The sequence below is a fragment of the Acidobacteriota bacterium genome (genome assembly GCA_026707545.1).
Lineage (GTDB): Bacteria > Acidobacteriota > Thermoanaerobaculia > Multivoradales > Multivoraceae > Multivorans.
Genome location: JAPOWR010000006.1, coordinates 85,593 through 104,382 on the forward strand (window position 1 = coordinate 85,593; position 18,790 = coordinate 104,382).

Annotated in this window: 19 protein-coding genes; 10 read left to right on the forward strand and 9 right to left on the reverse strand. The window is 67.0% G+C overall.

What is annotated here, in order from left to right; all coding sequences use genetic code 11:
• Window position 1: 1 nt before the first annotated feature.
• Window positions 2-1,075, reverse strand: coding sequence for an Mrp/NBP35 family ATP-binding protein (locus tag OXG83_17825; protein MCY3966874.1), 1,074 nt, complete (start codon window positions 1,073-1,075; stop codon window positions 2-4).
• Window positions 1,068-1,814 carry a lysophospholipid acyltransferase family protein gene (locus OXG83_17830; protein ID MCY3966875.1) on the reverse strand — a complete coding sequence of 249 codons (747 nt, stop codon included), beginning with the start codon at window positions 1,812-1,814 and terminating at the stop codon, window positions 1,068-1,070. The genes OXG83_17825 and OXG83_17830 overlap by 8 nt, the downstream gene beginning before the upstream one ends.
• A gap of 188 nt (window positions 1,815-2,002) precedes the next feature.
• Between OXG83_17830 and OXG83_17835 the strand changes: the two genes are divergently transcribed.
• Genes OXG83_17835 through OXG83_17850 form a run of 4 tightly spaced genes read left to right on the forward strand, consistent with a single transcriptional unit; the run spans window position 2,003 to window position 4,961 of the window.
• Window positions 2,003-2,782 carry an ABC transporter permease gene (locus tag OXG83_17835; GenBank protein ID MCY3966876.1) on the forward strand — a complete coding sequence of 260 codons (780 nt, stop codon included), beginning with the start codon at window positions 2,003-2,005 and terminating at the stop codon, window positions 2,780-2,782.
• On the forward strand, window positions 2,769-3,569 hold the full coding sequence (locus OXG83_17840; GenBank protein MCY3966877.1) for an ABC transporter ATP-binding protein: 801 nt from the start codon (window positions 2,769-2,771) through the stop codon (window positions 3,567-3,569). The genes OXG83_17835 and OXG83_17840 overlap by 14 nt, the downstream gene beginning before the upstream one ends.
• Window positions 3,559-4,689, forward strand: coding sequence for an MlaD family protein (locus tag OXG83_17845; protein MCY3966878.1), 1,131 nt, complete (start codon window positions 3,559-3,561; stop codon window positions 4,687-4,689). The genes OXG83_17840 and OXG83_17845 overlap by 11 nt, the downstream gene beginning before the upstream one ends.
• The gene (locus OXG83_17850) at window positions 4,686-4,961 is read left to right on the forward strand and encodes a Fe(2+)-trafficking protein (protein MCY3966879.1); all 276 of its coding nucleotides are present in this window, start codon (window positions 4,686-4,688) and stop codon (window positions 4,959-4,961) included. Before OXG83_17845 ends, OXG83_17850 begins: the two co-directional genes overlap by 4 nt.
• On the opposite strand, the gene OXG83_17855 is transcribed toward OXG83_17850, so the two are convergent.
• Window positions 4,958-5,185 carry a SelT/SelW/SelH family (seleno)protein gene (locus OXG83_17855; GenBank protein MCY3966880.1) on the reverse strand — a complete coding sequence of 76 codons (228 nt, stop codon included), beginning with the start codon at window positions 5,183-5,185 and terminating at the stop codon, window positions 4,958-4,960. The genes OXG83_17850 and OXG83_17855 overlap by 4 nt on opposite strands.
• A gap of 51 nt (window positions 5,186-5,236) precedes the next feature.
• Here OXG83_17855 and folE point away from each other — a divergent pair, with 51 nt between their 5' ends.
• From folE to OXG83_17875, 4 genes are all read left to right on the forward strand, one after another.
• Window positions 5,237-5,875: a GTP cyclohydrolase I FolE gene (folE, locus tag OXG83_17860; GenBank protein MCY3966881.1), complete on the forward strand. Its 639-nt coding sequence runs from the start codon at window positions 5,237-5,239 to the stop codon at window positions 5,873-5,875.
• A gap of 2 nt (window positions 5,876-5,877) precedes the next feature.
• A complete protein-coding gene (locus tag OXG83_17865) occupies window positions 5,878-6,477 on the forward strand; it encodes a GWxTD domain-containing protein (GenBank protein MCY3966882.1) in 600 nt (199 codons plus the stop codon).
• Window positions 6,478-6,515: 38 nt separating this feature from the next.
• Complete coding sequence (locus tag OXG83_17870) at window positions 6,516-7,004, forward strand: 6-carboxytetrahydropterin synthase (protein ID MCY3966883.1); 489 nt, start codon at window positions 6,516-6,518, stop codon at window positions 7,002-7,004.
• A 130-nt stretch (window positions 7,005-7,134) separates the two neighbouring features.
• Window positions 7,135-8,256 (forward strand): helix-turn-helix domain-containing protein, encoded by a 1,122-nt coding sequence (locus OXG83_17875; GenBank protein ID MCY3966884.1) that lies wholly within the window; start codon window positions 7,135-7,137, stop codon window positions 8,254-8,256.
• A 46-nt stretch (window positions 8,257-8,302) separates the two neighbouring features.
• On the opposite strand, the gene OXG83_17880 is transcribed toward OXG83_17875, so the two are convergent.
• From OXG83_17880 to OXG83_17905, 6 genes are all read right to left on the reverse strand, one after another.
• On the reverse strand, window positions 8,303-8,746 hold the full coding sequence (locus OXG83_17880; protein MCY3966885.1) for a PDZ domain-containing protein: 444 nt from the start codon (window positions 8,744-8,746) through the stop codon (window positions 8,303-8,305).
• Window positions 8,747-8,765: 19 nt separating this feature from the next.
• Entirely contained in the window at window positions 8,766-10,712 is a 1,947-nt protein-coding gene (locus OXG83_17885) for a carboxypeptidase-like regulatory domain-containing protein (protein ID MCY3966886.1), read from the reverse strand.
• Between the two features lie 928 nt (window positions 10,713-11,640).
• Window positions 11,641-12,924: a TRAM domain-containing protein gene (locus tag OXG83_17890; protein ID MCY3966887.1), complete on the reverse strand. Its 1,284-nt coding sequence runs from the start codon at window positions 12,922-12,924 to the stop codon at window positions 11,641-11,643.
• A gap of 28 nt (window positions 12,925-12,952) precedes the next feature.
• Window positions 12,953-13,189, reverse strand: coding sequence for a hypothetical protein (locus OXG83_17895; protein MCY3966888.1), 237 nt, complete (start codon window positions 13,187-13,189; stop codon window positions 12,953-12,955).
• Between the two features lie 41 nt (window positions 13,190-13,230).
• Window positions 13,231-13,782, reverse strand: coding sequence for a TlpA disulfide reductase family protein (locus OXG83_17900; protein MCY3966889.1), 552 nt, complete (start codon window positions 13,780-13,782; stop codon window positions 13,231-13,233).
• Between the two features lie 50 nt (window positions 13,783-13,832).
• Window positions 13,833-16,628, reverse strand: a complete 2,796-nt coding sequence (locus OXG83_17905) for a vitamin B12-dependent ribonucleotide reductase (protein ID MCY3966890.1) — start codon at window positions 16,626-16,628, stop codon at window positions 13,833-13,835.
• A 327-nt stretch (window positions 16,629-16,955) separates the two neighbouring features.
• On the opposite strand from OXG83_17905, the gene OXG83_17910 reads away from it, so the two are divergent.
• Both OXG83_17910 and OXG83_17915 read left to right on the forward strand, forming a co-directional pair.
• Window positions 16,956-18,518, forward strand: a complete 1,563-nt coding sequence (locus OXG83_17910) for a methylmalonyl-CoA mutase family protein (GenBank protein ID MCY3966891.1) — start codon at window positions 16,956-16,958, stop codon at window positions 18,516-18,518.
• Window positions 18,515-18,790 carry a hypothetical protein gene (locus OXG83_17915; protein MCY3966892.1) on the forward strand — a complete coding sequence of 92 codons (276 nt, stop codon included), beginning with the start codon at window positions 18,515-18,517 and terminating at the stop codon, window positions 18,788-18,790. Before OXG83_17910 ends, OXG83_17915 begins: the two co-directional genes overlap by 4 nt.

Genomic DNA, 18,790 nt, shown 5'->3' on the forward strand with positions numbered 1-18,790 from the left:
TCTAGACGATCGTCAGGGTCGGTCGAGAGGAGGCGAGCTCCACGAGCCGCCGCTCAACCGCCACGACGATGTCCTGGAAGATGCCCGTATGCGGCCCGTCGGGCGCCGAGACGACGATCGGTACACCGGCGTCGCTGCCCCGCACCAGCGCGCCGTCGAGCGGAATCGCCCCAAGGACTTCGCAGCCGAGCAGCTCCGCCGTGCGCTCGACGCCTCCCCGCTTGAAGATGTCGGTCGCCTCTCCGCAGTGCGGACAGACGAAGGTGGACATGTTCTCGATCATTCCCAGCACCGGAACCTCGACCTTGCGGAACATGGCCAGGCCCTTGCGGGCGTCGATCAGGGCGACGTCCTGGGGCGTCGAGACGATCACGGCCCCGGAAAGGGGCAGTTTCTGCGAGAGCGTGAGCGCCGCGTCGCCGGTGCCGGGCGGCAGGTCGAGCAGCAGGTAGTCGAGTTCGCCCCAGTCCACGTCGCCCAGCAGTTGGCCGAGCGCCTTCATCACCATCGGCCCGCGCCAGATGACCGGCGTGTCCGGATCGAGGAGGAAGCCGAGCGACATGACGCGCACGCCGTGCCGCTCGAAGGGCTGGATCTTGCCGTCAACTATCTCGGGCCGGCGATCGATGCCGAACATCAGCGGGATGGAAGGACCGTAGATGTCCGCGTCGAGTAGTCCGACCCGCAGCCCGGCCGCCGCCATCGCCGCGCTCAGGTTCGTCGCCACGGTCGACTTGCCGACGCCTCCCTTCCCGCTCGCGACCGCCACGACGTGGGAGACCCCCGGCAGGAGGGACGGATCCCTCGCCGTCGCCGGAGCCGGGGCCGTCGCCACTTCCAGCGAAACCTGCACGTTCGAGACGCCCTCGAGCGAGCCCACCGCGTCGACGATGCGCTGCCGGATCTCCGTGGCGGCGTCGGGGTCGCGGGTCGGCACCCGCAGATCGACGACCACGTCGCCGCCGCTCACCCCCACCCGCTGCACGAAACCGAACGAGACGATGTCCCTCTTCATACCGGGAAAGGTGATCGTCCGCAGGCACTCGCGAACCCTGGTCTCAACCGCTTCAGCCATCGCCTTCTCCCGCCGTTTCGAGGCCCGCCAATCGGCCGACGCACCGCTCGACGTCCCCCATGAACGTACGCCGCCCCTTCACGCCGACGCTGGCGGGATCCATCACCTCGCCGAACAGCAACTCGACCCTGGCCGGACGCACCGCCAGCTCGCCCTTGCGCCGGATGCGCCCCGTGCCGCGGATGCCGATCGGAGCGATCGGCGCCCGCCCCTTGAGGGCCAGCAGGAATCCGCCGCGCTGAAACGGCCTCATCCTGGGCCCGGAACTCCGCGTCTCCTCGGGGAACACGACCAGGGAGACGTTCGAGGCCAGCAACTTGCCGGCGGCGGCGAACGCCTCCGCGGCGCGGCTGCGATCCTCGCGATCCACCGGCACGAAGCCCGCCGCCTTGAGTCCCCAGCCGAATCCCGGCACCCGAAACAGGCTGCGCTTCGTCAGGAAGCGCACCGGCGACTCCAGAATCGCGAGCAGGGCCGCCACGTCGTACAGGCTCCTGTGGTTCGCCATGTACACCAGCGGACGGCCCTCGGTTGCCGCGCGCCAGGCCGCGTGGTCGCCCCCCGCGTAGTCCAGGCGCAGGCGGACTCCGCTTGTCATGAGCAACCCCCGGGCCCACCACCGCGCCACCACTCCGGCCCAGTCACGGCCTGGCAGCCACGAGGCGACGGCCGCGGCAACTCCCATCAGGGCGCTGCCGAACGCGAGGTAGAGGTTGCCGGTCACGGTCGCTACCGCCACCGCCCAGGCTCCGTGTTGCCGCCCATCCCGTCCTTCCGGCGCTTTCGCCGTAGACTTGCTGCGTTGCGTGCTGCGGCGCAAGTTGGGGCTCGGATTCGACAAGGTTCTGCTCAGCGCTGTCAGGAGGGGAAGCTAACACCTAGCACGCGCCGCGAGCACGACACACGAAGAGGTTGCCCCGCGGATTGATGCAACAGGCTGCACCCAGGATTCTGCTCGATTATGGGGCCCCGCTACGCCATGTCGGCAACCTCTCAATGCTCGCCGGCCGCGGTCTGACGGCTCTCGTCAGACCGCCGTACGAGTTCCGGTCATGGCTTCATCAGATGGAACATCTCGGCGTCAGTTCCCTCGGAGTCGCCGCGGTCACCACTCTGTTCACGGGCATGGTCCTGGCGCTGCAGACCGCGTACAGCCTGCCTGAGCTGGGGGTCAAGTACTACATCGGAAGCGTGGTTTCGAAGTCGCTGACCCGGGAACTCGGACCGGTCCTCGTCGCCCTGATCGTCGGCGGTCGGATCGGATCCGGCATGACCGCGGAACTGGGCACGATGAAGGTCACCGAGCAGATCGACGCGATGCGCTCCATGGCGGCCGATCCGGTCAAGAAGCTGGTTGTGCCGAAGCTTGCCGCCAGCCTGATCATGCTCCCCGTTCTCACGATTCTGGGCGATTTCCTGGGCATCCTCGGCGGCCTGTTCATCGCCACGAACCAGTTGAACCTGTCCTACGGCCTCTACACGAACGACGTCCTGCAGGCGCTGACGCTGGGAGACGTCCTGAACGGTCTCGGCAAGTCGGTGTTCTTCGCCCTGTTCATCGCGATCATCGGCTGCTACAACGGCCTGACGGCGAGCGGCGGTGCCGAAGGAGTGGGGCGTGCCACCACGAGAACCGTCGTCTGGGCATCCATCATGGTGCTCGTATCTGACTTTTTTCTGACGAAGCTGTTCCATGTCCTTTCCTGAGCAGCCGGCGCACCCCAACCGCGACGAAGTGCTCTATGCCGTCCGCGGGCTCTGCCGCCGTTTCGGCGACCGGACCGTCCTCGACGACCTGAGTTTCGACGTCATGCGCGGCGAATGCCTGGTCGTCCTCGGACGTTCCGGTTCCGGCAAGAGCCTCACCCTGAGGCAGCTCAACGGACTCGACGAGGCCGAAGCAGGCAGCGTGCTGTTCGAAGGAACCGATCTCGTCCAGTTGACCGAGCGCCAGTTGTACCCGCTGCGGCGGCGGATCGCGATGCTGTTCCAGTCGGCGGCCCTCTTCGACTCGATCGACGTGCTGGAGAACGTCGCCTTCCCGCTCCGCGAGCACGGCAGGCTGAGCGACGGCGAGATCCGTCAACGCGTCGCGGGCTCCCTGGCATGGGTAGGCCTGTCCGGGATCGAGGACCGCATGCCGGCGGCCCTGTCGGGCGGGATGAAGAAACGGGTCGCTCTCGCTCGCTCCCTGGTCCAGGAGCCCGAAGTCGTTCTCTTCGACGAACCCACGGCGGGCCTCGATCCCGTCACCTCGGCGACGATCGCCGAGCTGATCCGAAGCACCCAGGCCGAGTTCGGAACCACCTCGGTGGTCGTCACCCACGACCTGCGGCTCGCGCGCGAGGTGGGCGACCGCGTCGCTCTCCTGGATGGCGGCCGGTTCTGCTTCATCGGCACGTGGGAGCAGGCCGAGCAAAGCACGGATCCGGCGCTCAGAGCGTTCCTGGAAGGTCGACAACCGCCCTCGGAGGAGGACATCGATGCAGCGTGACTCGAACACAGCCAAGGTGGGCCTGACGGTGCTCGCGGCGCTCGTCGTCCTGGCCGCCTTCATCCTCGCCATCGGCGACCAGAGTTTTCTGTTCCGGGCCAGCAACACGTACCGCATCATGTTCCCGAGCGCCGCCGGCCTGCTGGAGGACAACCCGGTTCAGTTGAACGGCGTGACGGTCGGCAAGGTGGACCGCATCTTGCTGAGCGAGCGGCCGGACAGCGAGATGCTGGAAGTGCGGATCAGCGTCGAACGCCGGTACGCCAACCGGCTACGCCACGACTCCTTGGCCCGGATCAAGACGCTGGGACTGCTCGGCGACAAGTACGTCGAGATCACGTCGGGCTCCCCCGACGCGCCCCGCATCAACCCCGGCGAGGAGATTCCCGCCGCCCTGCCCACTGACGTCGACGACCTGATCGCCAGCGGCGCGGATGTGGTCGACTACGTCGTCTCGACCGCGCAGTCCCTGTCGACCATCCTCGCGCGCATGGAGCGCGGCGAGGGGCTGCTTGGCGAGCTCGTCGCCGGACGCGAGGACAAGCGGATCACCGACACGGTGATCCACACGCTGGAATCGATCGATCGCCTGACCACCCAGGTGGAGGCAGGCGAGGGCGTGCTCGGCCGCCTCTTGACCGACGAGGAGATGGGGGACCAGCTCGCCTCGTCCCTGGACAACATCGACGAAACCCTGGCCCTGCTGCGCGAGGGCGACGGTTTGGCGCCGGCCCTGCTCCGCGACGGTGAACTCAAGACCCGTTTCGAGTCGACTCTGGCCGAGACGGAGATCGCCGCGGCCGACCTGCGCGCCATCGCCGCCGACCTGCGGGACGCCGACGGACTGCTGCCGCGGCTGCTGACCGACGAGGAACTGAGCGAATCGCTGACGACCGAGGTGGAGGAACTCCTGGGGAGGCTGAACTCGACGCTCGAGCAGGTCGCCGAAGGCGACGGCACGGCGGCCAGGCTGATCAACGATCCCGCGATCTACCAGGCGCTCGACGACCTCGTCGTCGGCATCAACGAATCGAGGCTGCTGCGCTGGCTGGTCCGCAACCGCCAGAAGGCGGGGATCAAGAAGCGCTACCGCGAGGCGCAGGACGAGGAAAGCCGATGATCGTCTGCGCCCGCTGCAACAAGGAGCGCGAAGCGCTGGGCGATCCGCCGCTCCCCGGTTCCCTCGGCGAAGAGATCGGCCTCCGCGTCTGCGCCGGCTGCTGGGACGAATGGATGGCGATGGAGATCAAGGTGATCAACGAGCTGCGCCTGAACTTCATGGACCCCGACGCGCAGGCGACGCTCTCCCGCCACATGAAGGACTTCCTCTTCCCGGCCGAAGCCGACCCTGCCGGGCGACTCGACTTCGACTCGATCGGCGAACCGGCCTAGAGCAGGTCCGCGACCGCGGTCTCGACTTCGCCGTTGTTCGGGAAGCGGCCGAGTTGCTTCTTCGAGAACACCGGACGGCCGTCCAGGGCGACCTCGAACACGCCGCCGCTGCCGTCCACGAGTTCCGAGTCGAGGTCGAACCGCTCCTTCAACTGAGCCGCCAGACCGGCGGCTCGGGGGCGGTAGTTTCACATCACGCAGTATTCGATGGTGACTCGGCTCATCTGGATTCCCGTTCGGTGGTTGTCTTGAGCGGCCTACGGTAGCATGCCGCGATGCGTGTTCTGGAGCCGGTGGAGTCGCTTGCGACCCAGGAGCAGAGACAGCAGGAGGCCGCGATCCGTGTTCCGGACGAGCAGCGGGTGGAGCGCCTTGCGAAGCACGTTCGGGACATGCTCGTCGAACTCGGGCTCGACCTGGACGAGCCGAACCTGCGCACCACCCACGAGCGGGTGGCGCGGATGTACCTGGAGATGTTCCGGGGCCTGGATCAGGGTTCGAAGCCGCGGGTCACGACCTTTCCGAACGAGGAGAACTACCGGGCGATGGTCATGGAGAAGGACATCCCGTTCTACTCCATGTGTTCGCATCACCTGGTGCCCTTCTACGGGCACGCGCATATCGCCTACGTGCCCGGCGACAAGATCCTGGGGCTGTCCAAGTTCGCGCGGATTCTCGAGTTCTACGCCAAGCGGCCGCAGCTCCAGGAGCGCCTCACCGAGCAGGTGGTCAGCTTCCTCGAAGAGGAGCTCCGGCCGCGCGGCGCGATGGTCGTGATCGAAGCCCGGCATCTCTGCGTGGAGATGCGGGGCGTCGAGAAGTCCGGCGCGATGACCGTGACGTCCGCTCTCCGGGGCATCTTCCACGAACGGCCGATCCGGGAAGAGTTCCTGGATCTCCTGAAGGGTCGTTGACGGTGCGGCGCACGGCGGCCCTGGTCCTGGCCCTGGTGGGCGCGGCCTCGGCGGCGGTGGCTGCCGAGAGCCTCGAGCGGCTTCATCCGGACGACCTGATCAACCCCTTCCTGGGGCCCACTTACACGCGCTGGATGGTGGGCCCGGTCGGCCAGCTCGCCGACGAGGAGGAACGGACCCTCTTCCTGCTGCTCGAATCGAACGAGGAGGCGGCAGCCTTCATCGAAGAGTTCTGGAGCCGAAGAGACGGCAAGCTGAAGCGGCAGTTCGAGCTGCGTGCCGCCGAGGCCGACAAACGCTACTCGGAATCCGGCCTCCTCGGCCGTCGAACGGACCGCGGCATGGTCTACGTCCTGTTCGGCGACCCCGACAAGACGGAGTGGGAGGAGCACCGCGACATCGATGACCCGCACATCGAACTCTGGACGTATCCCAAGGGCGCGGCCAAGGGTCTGAACGGCAAGAAGCCGTCGCGCCGGTACCGCTTCGCCCGTGACGGCGACGTGATGCGGCTGTTCTCCAACGACCCGAACGACCCGAACAATCGCCGTCGCCGGATGATCCGCCGGATCAGGGAACCGCCCCGCCGCCCCTGGCGGTAGCGGCGCCGGACCCAGGGCCGGACGCTACGATTCGGGCCGTGCCCGGTACCTTCTCGCTTCGCCTCGACAAGGAGGACTTCAAGTTCTCCGCGGCGCACTTCACCGTCTTCGGGGAAACGGAGGCGGAGACGCTTCACGGTCACAACTACCGCGTGACGGTGGAACTGAGCGGCTCCGACCTCGACGACCTGGACTTCCTCGTACCCGCCGCCGCCACGAAGCGGGATGTTCGCGCTGAATGCGCCGCCCTGGATGAGAAGGTCCTGCTGCCGGCAGGCTGCCCGCACGTCGAAGTCGTAGAGCACGGCGCCACGGTGACGGCGGTACTGGGAGCCCGGCGCTACCAGTTTCCGCCCGCCGAAGTCGTCCTGCTGCCCGTCGCTAACGTCACGGTCGAGGCGCTCGCGCGATTTCTCTGGCAGCGTCTCCGGGATCGATGGGAGCACCTTCGAGATCGGATCCGTGTCGTTGAGGTCACCGTGACCGAGACTCCCGGGCAGGGCGCCAGCTACCGGTGCAGTCTGTAGCTGGCCGGCCGCCGACTCCTCGACGGTGCACCGTGGGTGACGGGGTAGTCGGCCCAAAATCGCCTAACTGTCACACAGACGTGCCATCTGCTCACACCAGGCTCACACGGCATGGCTACGCTGAGCGCCAATGCCAAGCCGCTCGTTTCGGTGGCGTCCGCGCCAAGCTCTGGTCTGGTGGACCGGTGGCAAGGACTCGGCATGGGCGCTGTATCTGCTACAGCAGGATCCTGCCTGGGACGTGCTCGGTCTCATCGCGCCGGTGAGCGAGATGAACGGTCGCGTCCTCCTTCACGGCGTGCGCAGCGAGATGCTGGAGCAGCAGGCGGCCGCGCTGGGGCTACCGCTGCAGTTGGTTCCGGTCGACTGGACCACTTCGCAGCGCGAGCGTGAAGCCGCCTATCAACGGGCCCTGAGCGCTGCTCGGGCGGAAGGCCTGGAGTTCGTCGTATTCGGCGATCTCTCGTCGCAAGAACGTCGTGAGCGCCAGTCGTTGGGAGTCGGGCGGATCGGGATGGAGGCGATCTTTCCCCTCTGGCGCCGGGATTCTCGCGAGCATGCGAAGGAGCTGGCGGCCGCCGGGGTGTCCTCCTGGGTGTGCTCGGTCGATACGGGAGCCGCTCCCGCTGAACTCGCTGGCAAACGCTACGACGAAGTCTTCGTGGACGCCCTGCCGAAGGCCGTGGACCCTGTGGGCGAGAACAACGAGTTCCACACGTTCGTGGAGTGGGCACCGGGTTGGCACCGGCGGGTCCCGGTGGCCGCCACCCGGCGGATCGAGGTCTACGACTTCGCATTCGCGGAGATGGAGCTCGTGGACCAGGACGAGCGCCCAACCGGTGATGCTGGTGCCGTGAATACACTCCCGGACGGCGCCGACCCCTTCAGCTACTTCGACCGGCTGGCCCGGGTCCGCCGCTACGTGGACGAACACCTCGCTGAAGACCTGGACGGCAACTCCGTGGCCGACGTCGCGGCGATGTCACCAGGGGGCTTTTCGAGATACCTCCGGCAGCACGTCGGCACGACGTTCGTCGTCTGGTTGGCCCACCGCCGGGTCGAACGAGCCTGCCGCCTGCTGCAGGAGCACAACGACGCTGTCGGCCAGATCGGCTACTCCGTGGGATTCCACAACGAACGGACCTTTCGCCGGGTCTTCCATGACCATGTGGGCTGCAGTCCGTCGGAGTATCGGAAGCGGTGGCTCGAGAAGAGGGTGCCCGCCGAGCCGGCTTCGGACCTCCGGCTCTAGCCTAGTCGGGCACGAGAAACCGCCACCGGCACCGGCTCTTTTGCCCCTAACGGGGCTGTCTGCTGGCAAACAGCGCGCCGTCTTTGCACAGAACAGCCTTGTAGTTCCTCTCGGCCACTCCCTCTGGGCGAACTGTGGGCGTTACTTCTACCCGTACAGCCTTTGCTCCGTTCCGCAGATAGGACATTCTCACCGGAACCCCAGGGCCTGCAGATCGAGCGAAGAACTCCAACACGTCGCTGTGGCTCTTGAATCGCACTTCGACGCCGTTCACGGTATCCAGGATGTCGCCAGCTCTGACGCCACCCAGAAAAGCAGGTGCTTGAGGAACCACATGCTCCACATGAACCTGCCCGGTGTCAGGATCAACCGCAAAGCCGACACCCATGTAGCCGACCTCTTCTCCAACGGGGACGCCTTGGCCGACCTCTGCCGCTATCAACGGGGAAACGATCACCACGACCAAGACAGACAACAGCCACTCTCGCATTTCCTTCTCCTCTTTGTCTCTACCGGAACAGCCTGTTCTCACTCCAGGCCGTTACCTCGCCAGCCGTGCAAGCGTCAGCAGACAGACAGTACGTCCACCTGCCTGGGGCCAGCTCGTTCACCACGTACTCGTCATCTTCCACGCGAATCTGCCATGAACCGTTGACTGTAAGGAGGTGGTCCGTACTCCACTGAACACCACCGGGCGACACGATCGATCCGCTGCTTGTACGGGGCACCCTCAGGCTGCCCCGCAGATTCTGAAGCTCCACCTGAATCGGACCCTGATTCAAGTCGAACCGCCAAGCGACCATCCCCATCCCGCGCTTGCGGACCACGACGTCCATCGCACGGCTCTCGAGTGGTAGCCATAACTCGACCGTTCCATCCGCTCTCGTGTTTCCTACGCTGATCGCGCGACTCAAGCCAACCGGCTTCGCCAGCACATGGGCGCTGTCCACCGGAACGCCGCCGAACGATCGAACCGACATGGTGACGCGCTGTTGTTCCTCCAGGCGCAGGTCAACTGGTGTCACTTTGCGGGACTCGCCGACCCTCGCAGTGACCCCACGTGTTCGAAGCTCGCGACCTCCGATCGTAGCGAGTGCCTCAACCTTGTAGGCCCCCTCGGGAACTCCTATGACCCGATACTCGCCTTCAGCGTCTGACGTGGCCCGCCAAAGGCCGGGCACGACGCGAGTGCCACCTTCGCTCTCCGACTCAAGCGGTATGACGGTGATCCGGGCCCCCAGAACCCGTTCAGATGCTCCGCTTGTCCGGTCCGTCCGCAACACACGACCCTCGATTCCTCCCGCTGGCAACTCGATTTCCACACGGGCCACACCGTCGTTGTCCGCTTCGACTTCGAAGAAGCCTGCCTCCACGACGGAATCCAGCACAACGCGATCCCATCCGCCTTCGCACGGCTTGCAGTCCGGCGATGGACTGACCTCCACGAACCAGTCTCCCCTGCGGGGCAACCAGCCTTCGAAGAAACCGCCTTCAGCGCTGCGCATCGCGGTCCTCTCCCGGCCCGAGGCACCGCCGAACCAGACGACCACGCCCTCGAGAGGTTCGTCGCCCCGCCGAATCTCCCCTACCACCGGTATCGCGTCCATTTCGACGATGACACGGTCGGAGCCACGGAACTCGATCGGCTCGCGAGCCAGGCGGTTGCCCATTTCGTCGCCGATCTGAAGCTCCCAGGAGCCTGGCGAAAGGCCGCTCCAGGTCCATTCGCCGGCGTCGTGAGACCCGGCTTCCAGCGTGCGGCCCCGCCGATAAACGGAGCCGTCTTCCGCGCGCGTGACGCCTTGCAGCTCCATGGTCAGGGCCTCCGTCTCCACGAAGAATGGCGTTGCGAGCGCCACGACCAGCCGAGTGTCCGCGGGCGAATAGAGGTCTCCAAGATCGACAGTGTCATGCAGAGAACCAATCGCGACTGTCCAGGTCTCGCTGGACCCGATCCGACGCAGTTCGTACTCTCCGGGCTGAAGTCCGCCGAACCCGAAGGACCCGAAGCTGTCTGTCCAGGCCGAACGAGAGAAGGTCTGGTACCCGTACTTGCTCCGCAAGGCGAAGCGGCTCGCCTCGTTTCTCTCGTCGTCCAGGAAACGTCCGACAAGCGAACCGCCTCGAACCGCCTCGACCAAGGTAGGCGTCATGCCCGCTGCAACGCTCACGTCCGATTGCCGGAACGGGACGAACGGGCCGAGCAGGACTTCGAGGGCCGCAACAGGGCCCAGGGCAAAGGGACAGAGCACGGCTACCGCCACCTCTTCCGGGGCTCGCTCAAGCTGGCAGCTGCCCCGATGGATGCCCGGATCCAGAAGCGCTCCCGCGGCCTTCGAGCCGCGGCTGACCCCGCCCAGGATGACCACGTCGCGGGCGTCCAGCTCGTCGATGCCGCGGTCGGCTCCGGCCAGCTCGAGACGAACCATGCCGGCGGGAGCCAGAACCAGGTTCAACTCTGTTTGATCCGTAGAGACAAGGGTACGGGGTCCCCACCATCCATCCGCAGTGGCTGACACTTCCCAAGTCTGGCCGACTGCGGGCAAGGGAACCTCGGCAAGCAGATCTGCCACGGCGCCTTCGGTTTCGGCTGAAGCGGATGCAAGGTGCGTCCCCGTCGCGGCCTCCAGGAAGCCCACCCGGACCTCGGCTGGAAATCGGGTATCTACTGCCCCCAGCACGTCTACGCGAAGCTTCACCCTCGCGGTCTCGGGTTGCTGGCCATGGAGTGCCTCCGCAACCGGGAGAGCGAGCGTCACCGCAACAGCGCCAACGCCCGCAGACCAGCGATCCCTAGAGATGAGGAAACGCCGGCTTCGCTGGCTGAAGAGACTCAGCATCAATACTCCGGCGCTCCAAAGTTGCATTCCGGAGCTAACTCCTCCTCACAGCGGATCGTCCTGCTTCCGTCCGGGTGGACAATGATCGTCCTGAAACATCTGACGCCCGCACTGGCGCTACCCGAAGGGCACCAACCATCATCCGAGCACGATCCACACGTGGCGAAGGCTGGCGCACCGCCCCACAGCAGCGCGAAGAACAGTACGCTCAGCAACGTGCCTCGAAGTAGTCTCTTCATCCCCAATACTCCTTTCCTGGAATCAATGGTCGGGCAAACAGCGCCCGTATGGAACGTGTTCCGCCCGTGGTCGGGACTCAAGACGTGGGGTCGTGGTCCGACTCAGCCAACGAACACATCCAAGAGGCTAACCAAGGAACCGCCAAGAAACCGGACACGTAGTAGCCAATTCCGGCCAGTTAGCGTCAGAACCGGCCAGATCCGAACATCAGGTCGCCTAATGGCCACTCCTGTCGATGGCGCCGGATCAAGAGGAAGCCGGTTGAGCGGCGGTAGAGGCCGACGCGCCAGCTGCTATCCCGGCTTCAGCAACGCCTCAGCAACTGCACGACCGTCTCCAGGTGGGCGGTCTGCGGGAAGATGTCGAAGAAGGTGATCGACTCCAGGTCGAACTTGCGGGTCAGTTCGCCGAGGTCGCGCGCCAGGGTCGCCGGATCGCAGGACACGTAGGTCAGGCGCGCCGGCGCGGCGCGCAGCAGGGCCCGACGGACCTTGCCGGGCAGGCCGACGCGGGGAGGGTCGACCAGCACCCGGTCGAGTCCGTCTTCCAGGCCCTCGCCGCCGGCGTGGCCGTCGACCCAGCTCTCGACCGCGGCCCGCTCGATCCCGCAGTGGCGCAGGCCGTTCAGCCGCAGGTTGTTTCGTGCGTAGCGGGCCGCGACCGACTCGCCTTCGACTGCCGTGACCGAGGCGTAGCGGTCGGCCAACCCGACCGTGAAGAAACCGACACCGGCGTAGAGGTCGACCGCCGTCTCCCCGCCGAAGGAACCGACGGCCGTCCGCGCCAGGGACTCGAGCAGCCCCCCATGGGCCTGGAAGAAGGTGCGCGCGTCGTAGGTCAGGCGATGCCCCAGCACCTCGACTTCCAGGGCGCCGCCCGCCTGCCCGGTCAGGGGGGGCGCCGCGACCACCTGGGCGTCTTCTTCCAGGCCATCGGTGGCCAGGCTAAGGCGGCCCGGCAAAGAACGCCCGGCTTGCGCCGCGTCGTCGAGCATCCGTGGCAGCTCGGCCAGCCGCGCTTCGAGCGCCGGCGCCAGCACCGGGCAACGGTCGACGCGGACCAGGTCGCGGCTACGACGGCGGCGGAAGCCGACGCCGGTCGACCCGTCCGCATCCTGTTCGACGTGGACCTGCGCCCGAAGGCGATAGCCCCACTGCCGATCCGCGACCGGTTCTCCGATGTCGCACCTGGCGAGCTGAGCCGGATCGATGCCGCCCAGCCGGCGCAGCGTCTCCAGGGCGGCGGCCGCCTTGAGTCCGGGCTGCGCGTCGTCGCGGATGTGCTGAAGCTGGCAGCCGCCGCAGCGCTCGTAGAACGGACACGGAGCTTCCCGCCGAAGCGGACCCGCCGCGATCACCCGCTCGATCTCGGCGCGGGCGTAGTTCGGCCGGCGCTCGGTGATCCGCGCCAGGACCATGTCGCCCGGCGCCGTCCGCGGCACGAAGATCGGCAGGCCACGCCAACGCGCCAGACCGTCCCCGCCCAGCACGACTTTCTCGATGCCCAGCTCGAGGCGGCTCACTCCGGCCAGCGCGGCAAGCGTCTCCAGGCGTTCAGCCGAGAGGGACTTCCGGCGAGTCGGCCGCATCGCCGTTTTCCCTGTCTCCGACGGGAACCTACTCAGCCTGACCGCCGGTATGGCGCCGGCCGTGAGCCCAGGTCGGATCCCGGCGCGCGAACTCGTCCAGTTCGCTCGGGACCTCCACCAGCGTGCGGCTCAGCTCCGGATTGCATACGTCGTTCTCGCACTCGTAGACGTACACGTTCCAGTCATCCCGCCGCCGGTACGCGCACAGAGTCTGGTACGTGTCGCAGTGCCCGCACTTGATCGAGAGGTTGCGGATGTTGATCACGGCGCGGACCGGCCTCCTCGAACGCGGCAGCGCCTCCGGCCTCAGCCGGAGAGGGCGGCGCGCGCTTCCTCGATCGCGTTGCGCACGACGCTGGCGCCGGTGAGGCCGATCGAGATGTAGGAGACCTCCCCGAGCGGGTTCAGCACCAGGAGGGTCGGCAGGGCGTACAACTCCGCGGTCTGCATCACCTCCGCCTCCGGGTCGAGCAGAACCGGATAGCCGAACGGCTTCTCGTCGACGTGCTTCTGGACGGTCTCCAGGTCCTCGCCGCTGTTCAGGGCCAGGAACGTGACCCCCTGATCGGCGTACTCGGCATGCAGCTTCTCCAGGATCCTGGCCTGGACGTCGCATGGCTTGCACCAGGTCGCCCAGACGTCGATCACGACGACCTCGCCGCGCAGATCGGGCGGGCCCAGGCTTCCTCCCTCCAGCGTATCGAGCTGGAAGCTCGTCAGGATCGGGTCGAGCCCGGCGACCTCAGGCGGCTCGGGCACCGTGGCCAGGTTCCACGCCAGAAAGCCGAGAAGCACGACGAACAGGGCGCCGAGCGCGGCGAGCCCCGCGAGCAGTCCGATCGCCAGTCGTCTGGTCACGCGGGCAGCTTAGCAGCGCTCGCCGCCGCCGGAACCGACCGCTACGGCTATCAACTGCAGCCGCTGGTGGAACCGCAGTTCATGCACTTGTAGCAACTGCCGTTGCGCACCATGATCGATCCGCAGTCGTGGCAGGACGGGGCGTCCTGCTGCAACAGGAACGTGACCGGGGCCAGTTGGCCGCCGCCGTCCGCCGCCGTCTCTTCCGCCGCGGCGCCGTTCGCTTTCCCGGCGTCCCTGCTCTCCGCGCGCGGGTCCGCGCGGTGGATCACTCCGGCGACCTCCTGCGCCTCGGGCGACAGGAACTTCGACGCCAGCCACCTGAAGATGTAGTCCATGACGGACTTCGCCATCGGGATCTCGGGGTTGTTCGTGAATCCCGAGGGCTCGAAGCGGCTGTGCGTGAACTTGTCGACCAGGATCTGGAGCGGCACGCCGTACTGGAGCGCCACCGACACGGCCTGGGCGAACGAGTCCATCAGGCCGGAGATGGTCGACCCTTCCTTCGCCATGAGCAGGAAGATCTCGCCCGGCTGACCGTCCTCGTACAGGCCGACGGTGACGAAGCCCTCGTGGCCATTGATCGAGAACTTGTGGGTCAGCGCGCGCCGCTCGTCGGGCAGGCGCCGGCGGGTGATGCCGGCCGCGATCCGGGCGTCCACCGCCGCCTGCAGGTCGTCGCCGTCCGAAGGCTCGTCGCTCGTGGTCGACAGCGGCTGCGACCGCTTGCAGCCGTCCCGGTAGATCGCCACCGCCTTCAGACCCAGCTTCCAGCCTTCGATGTAGGCCTCCTGGATCTCCTCCACGGTCGACTCCTCCGGCATGTTGATCGTCTTGCTGATCGCTCCGGAGATGAACGGCTGCGCCGCCGCCAGCATGCGCAGGTGCCCGAGATGATGAATCGACCGGGCGCCGTTCGCCGGCTTGAAGGCGCAATCGAACACCGACAGGTGCTCGTCGGCCAGATGGGGGGCGCCCTCGATCGTGTCGTGTTCGTCGATGTACTCGACGATCTGCTGGACCTCGGACTTCTCGTAGCCCAGCCGGTCCAGTGCCAGCGGCACGGTGCGGTTGACGATCTTGATCATGCCGCCGCCGACCAGCTTCTTGTACTTGACGAGCGCGATGTCGGGCTCGACCCCGGTGGTGTCGCAGTCCATCATGAATGCGATCGTGCCGGTGGGCGCCAGCACCGAGATCTGGCTGTTGCGGATGCCGTTCTCTTCGCCCAGTTCGACCACGCCGTCCCAGGACTTCTTCGCCGCGTTGAGCAGCTCGAGCGGTACGTGGGCCGGGTTGATCTCGCGCAGGGCGGCCCGGTGGTTCCGCATGACTCCGAGCATCGGCTCCCGGTTCTTCTCGAAGCCCTCGAACGGACCCTTGACCGCCGCGACCCGCGCGGACTGGAGGTAGGACGACCCCGACAGCAGGGCCGTGACGGCGCCGGCGTAGTCGCGGCCGGCTTCCGAGTCGTAGGGCAGGCCACGCGCCATCAGCAGGGCGCCGAGGTTCGCGTAGCCGATGCCGAGCGGCCGGTAGGCGTGCGAGTTCTCCTCGATCTTCGGCGTCGGGTAGCTCGCGTTGTCGACGACGATCTCCTGCGCCGTGATCACGATCTCGCACGTGTGGCGGAACGACGCGGTGTCGAAGCCCGAGCCTGGATCGTAGAAGCGCATCAGGTTCAGGGACGCCAGGTTGCAGGCGGTGTCGTCCAGGAACATGTACTCGCTGCACGGGTTGCTGGCGTTGATCCGGTCCGTGTTCGGGCAGGTGTGCCAGTGGTTGATCGTCGAGTCGAACTGCATCCCCGGATCGCCGCAGACCCAGGTCGACTCCGCGATCATGTGCAGCAGTTCGGCAGCCCGGTGGCTGTCCATGGGCCGGCCGTCGGTCACCGCGGTCGTCGTCCACTCCGCGTCGTCCACGACCGCCTGCATGAACTCGTCGGTGGCACGCACCGAGTGGTTCGCGTTCTGGTAGAAGATCGAGTCGTAGGCGCCGCCGGGGACGTTGAAGCCCGCGTCGTAGCCGGCCTCGATCAGGGCCCAGGCCTTGCGCTCCTCGACCTCCTTGCAGCGGATGAACTCCACGATGTCGGGGTGGTCGGCGTCCAGGATGACCATCTTCGCGGCTCGCCGGGTCTTGCCGCCGCTCTTGATCACGCCGGCGAAGGCGTCGAAGCCGCGCATGAACGACACCGGCCCCGAAGCCGTTCCGCCGCCCGCCAGCGTCTCGGCGGAGGAACGAAGCGCCGAGAGGTTGCTGCCGGTGCCCGAACCGAACTTGAACAGCATCCCCTCGGTCTTGGCCAGGCCGAGGATCGACTGCATCGTGTCCTCGACTGAGTTGATGAAGCACGCCGAGCACTGCGGGCGCTCCTCGATCCCGACGTTGAACCACACCGGCGAGTTGAAGCAGGCGTACTGGTGGAGGAGGATGTGAGTCAGTTCCGCGTGGAAGGCCTCGGCGTCCGCCTCGGACGAGAAGTAGCCGCCCTCGCGCCCCCAGTTCGCGATCCGGTCGGCCACCCGGGAGATCAACTGCCGGACGCTCGACTCTCGCTCGGGTGTCCCCAGCTGGCCGCGAAAGTACTTCGACACCACGACGTTCGTCGCCGTCTGCGACCAGGCCTTCGGCACCTCGACGCCGTGCTGCTCGAACACCGACTCGCCCTTCTCGTTGGCGATCACGGCGTCGCGGATGTCCCACTCGATGCAGTCGAAGGGGTGGGCGCCCGGTTCGGTATAGCGGCGCTCGATCGTCAGGCCGGAAGCGCTCGCGGTTGGCGCCGGTGCGGCGACGGCATTCGCCGACCGCGCGGCGCCGGCCGCAGCGGGCGCGGCCATCACCTGCCGACCGCCGGCTGAAGCCGCCCCTCGTGCGCTGCCGTTACCGCCCCCCTGAGCGCCTGAACCGTTGAACGCCATCTGCTCCTCCCTAACTGACGTCGCTAAACGTCGGAACTGGTCGTGAATGAGCAACTGTAGCCCAGAATGGTCTCTCCGCGCAAGGAGAATCGCCGCCCGAAACCACACTATGTAGCCACGGCCGGGACCTCTGACCACTAGATATGGACGTTCATGCGTCTATAGCTGTACACCGATCCATGCGGAGCGGGTTCGGAAAGAAGCCGCAGATCCTGCGGATTAGGAGCGGCGATAAGCTCCCTTCCCGTGAGCACCCGCACGACGAGTTCGGACATCGATCTGCCGTCCTTCTTCGCGCCCGAGGACGTCCGGGACGGCGGCGGCACGGCGCCGCCGGGCTCGTTCCCCTTCACCCGGGGCCTCTACCGGGACATGTACCGCAAGCGGCTGTGGACGATGCGCCAGTACGCCGGCTACGCCAGCGCCAGGGAGTCGAACCGCCGCTACCGCTACCTGCTCGACCAGGGGACGACCGGCCTCTCCGTCGCCTTCGACCTGCCCACGCAGATCGGCTACGACTCGGACGCCGCGCCCGCACGCGGCGAGGTCGGACGGGTGGGCGTCGCGATCGACAGCATCGACGACATGAGGGCCCTGTTCGACGGGATCCCGCTGGACCGGGTCACGACCTCGATGACGATCAACTCGACCGCATCGATCCTCCTGTCCATGTACCTGACGGTCGCGGAGGAGCAGGGGGTTCCCTGGTCGGCGATCGGAGGCACGGTCCAGAACGACATCCTCAAGGAGTACATCGCCCGCGGGACCCACATCTACCCGCCGAAACACTCCCTGCGCCTGGTCACGGACCTGATCGCGTTCTGCTCCGAGCACGCGCCGAGGTGGAACCCGATCTCGATTTCCGGCTACCACATCCGCGAAGCCGGTTCGACCGCCGCCCAGGAGATCGCCTTCACCCTCGCGAACGCGCTCTGCTACGTCGATCTGGTGCTGGCACGCGGCCTCGACATCGACCGCTTCGCCCCCCGGCTGTCCTTCTTCTTCAATGCCCACAACAACTTCCTCGAGGAGGTTGCGAAGTTCCGCGCCGCTAGAAGGCTCTGGGCCGAACTGGTCCGCGAGCGCTACCGGCCGAAGAACGAACGTTCCTGCTGGCTCCGCTTCCACGCCCAGACCGGCGGTTCCACCCTCACCGCCCAGCAGCCCGAGAACAACGTCGCCCGGGTCGCGATCCAGGCGCTGGCGGCCGTTTGCGGCGGCACCCAGTCGCTGCACACGAACGGCGCCGACGAGGCCCTGGGCCTTCCCACCGAGACCTCGGCGCGGGTGGCGCTCCGCAGCCAGCAGATCGTCGCCCACGAGACCGGCGTCGCCGATGTCGCGGACCCGCTCGGCGGTTCGTGGGCCGTCGAAGCGCTGACCGCGGAACTGGTCCGCAAGGCGCGGCGGATGATCGAGCAGATCGAGGAACTCGGCGGCGCCGCCCGGGCGATCGAGGAGGGCTATCAGCAGAACGAGATCGCCAATGCCGCCTACCGCCACCAGTTGGCCGTCGAAGCCAGGAGCGAGGTGATCGTCGGCGTCAACGCCTACACGCAGGAGGAGTCCGGGGACGCCCAGTTCCTCGCCGTCGACGCCGACGCCGAGGCGCGGCAGGTCCAGCGCGTGCGCCGCGTGCGCGAAGAGAGGGACGGAGCGGCGGCCACGGCGGCCCTGGACAGCCTGGAGCAGGCGGCCGGCGGGGACGGCAACCTCCTGCCGCGGATCCTGGACTGCGTCCGGCAGCGCGCCACGCTGGGCGAAATCTCCGACCGCCTGAGGGCGGTCTGGGGCGAGTACGAGCGGTGAAGTCGGCCTACGAGAGGGCGCTCGAGAAGCTCGAGAGCAGGGGCATCGCCGCGCCCCAGGAGGACGCGCTGGACGAGGAACAGCGCCGGCTCATCGAGGATCAACGGAGTCGCCACCAGGCGAAGCTCGCCGAACTCGAGATCCTCCACAAGAAGAACCTGTCCACCGATCCGGCCAAGCGGGCCCAGGAAGAAGAGAACTTCCGCGCCGAGAAGCAACGTCTCGCCGGGCGGCTCGAACGCGAGATCGGGCGGATTCGCCGCGGCGACTGA

Bases quoted from the DNA above. Each gene is read 5' to 3' on its own strand.
- OXG83_17890 (MCY3966887.1), bottom strand. From the start codon at position 12,924: ATGCGGCCGACTCGCCGGAAGTCCCTCTCGGCTGAACGCCTGGAGACG.
- OXG83_17850 (MCY3966879.1), top strand. From the start codon at position 4,686: ATGATCGTCTGCGCCCGCTGCAACAAGGAGCGCGAAGCGCTGGGCGAT.
- OXG83_17880 (MCY3966885.1), bottom strand. From the start codon at position 8,746: ATGCGAGAGTGGCTGTTGTCTGTCTTGGTCGTGGTGATCGTTTCCCCG.
- OXG83_17840 (MCY3966877.1), top strand. From the start codon at position 2,769: ATGTCCTTTCCTGAGCAGCCGGCGCACCCCAACCGCGACGAAGTGCTC.
- OXG83_17845 (MCY3966878.1), top strand. From the start codon at position 3,559: ATGCAGCGTGACTCGAACACAGCCAAGGTGGGCCTGACGGTGCTCGCG.
- folE (MCY3966881.1), top strand. From the start codon at position 5,237: ATGCGTGTTCTGGAGCCGGTGGAGTCGCTTGCGACCCAGGAGCAGAGA.
- OXG83_17905 (MCY3966890.1), bottom strand. From the start codon at position 16,628: ATGGCCGCGCCCGCTGCGGCCGGCGCCGCGCGGTCGGCGAATGCCGTC.
- OXG83_17875 (MCY3966884.1), top strand. From the start codon at position 7,135: ATGCCAAGCCGCTCGTTTCGGTGGCGTCCGCGCCAAGCTCTGGTCTGG.
- OXG83_17835 (MCY3966876.1), top strand. From the start codon at position 2,003: ATGCAACAGGCTGCACCCAGGATTCTGCTCGATTATGGGGCCCCGCTA.
- OXG83_17825 (MCY3966874.1), bottom strand. From the start codon at position 1,075: ATGGCTGAAGCGGTTGAGACCAGGGTTCGCGAGTGCCTGCGGACGATC.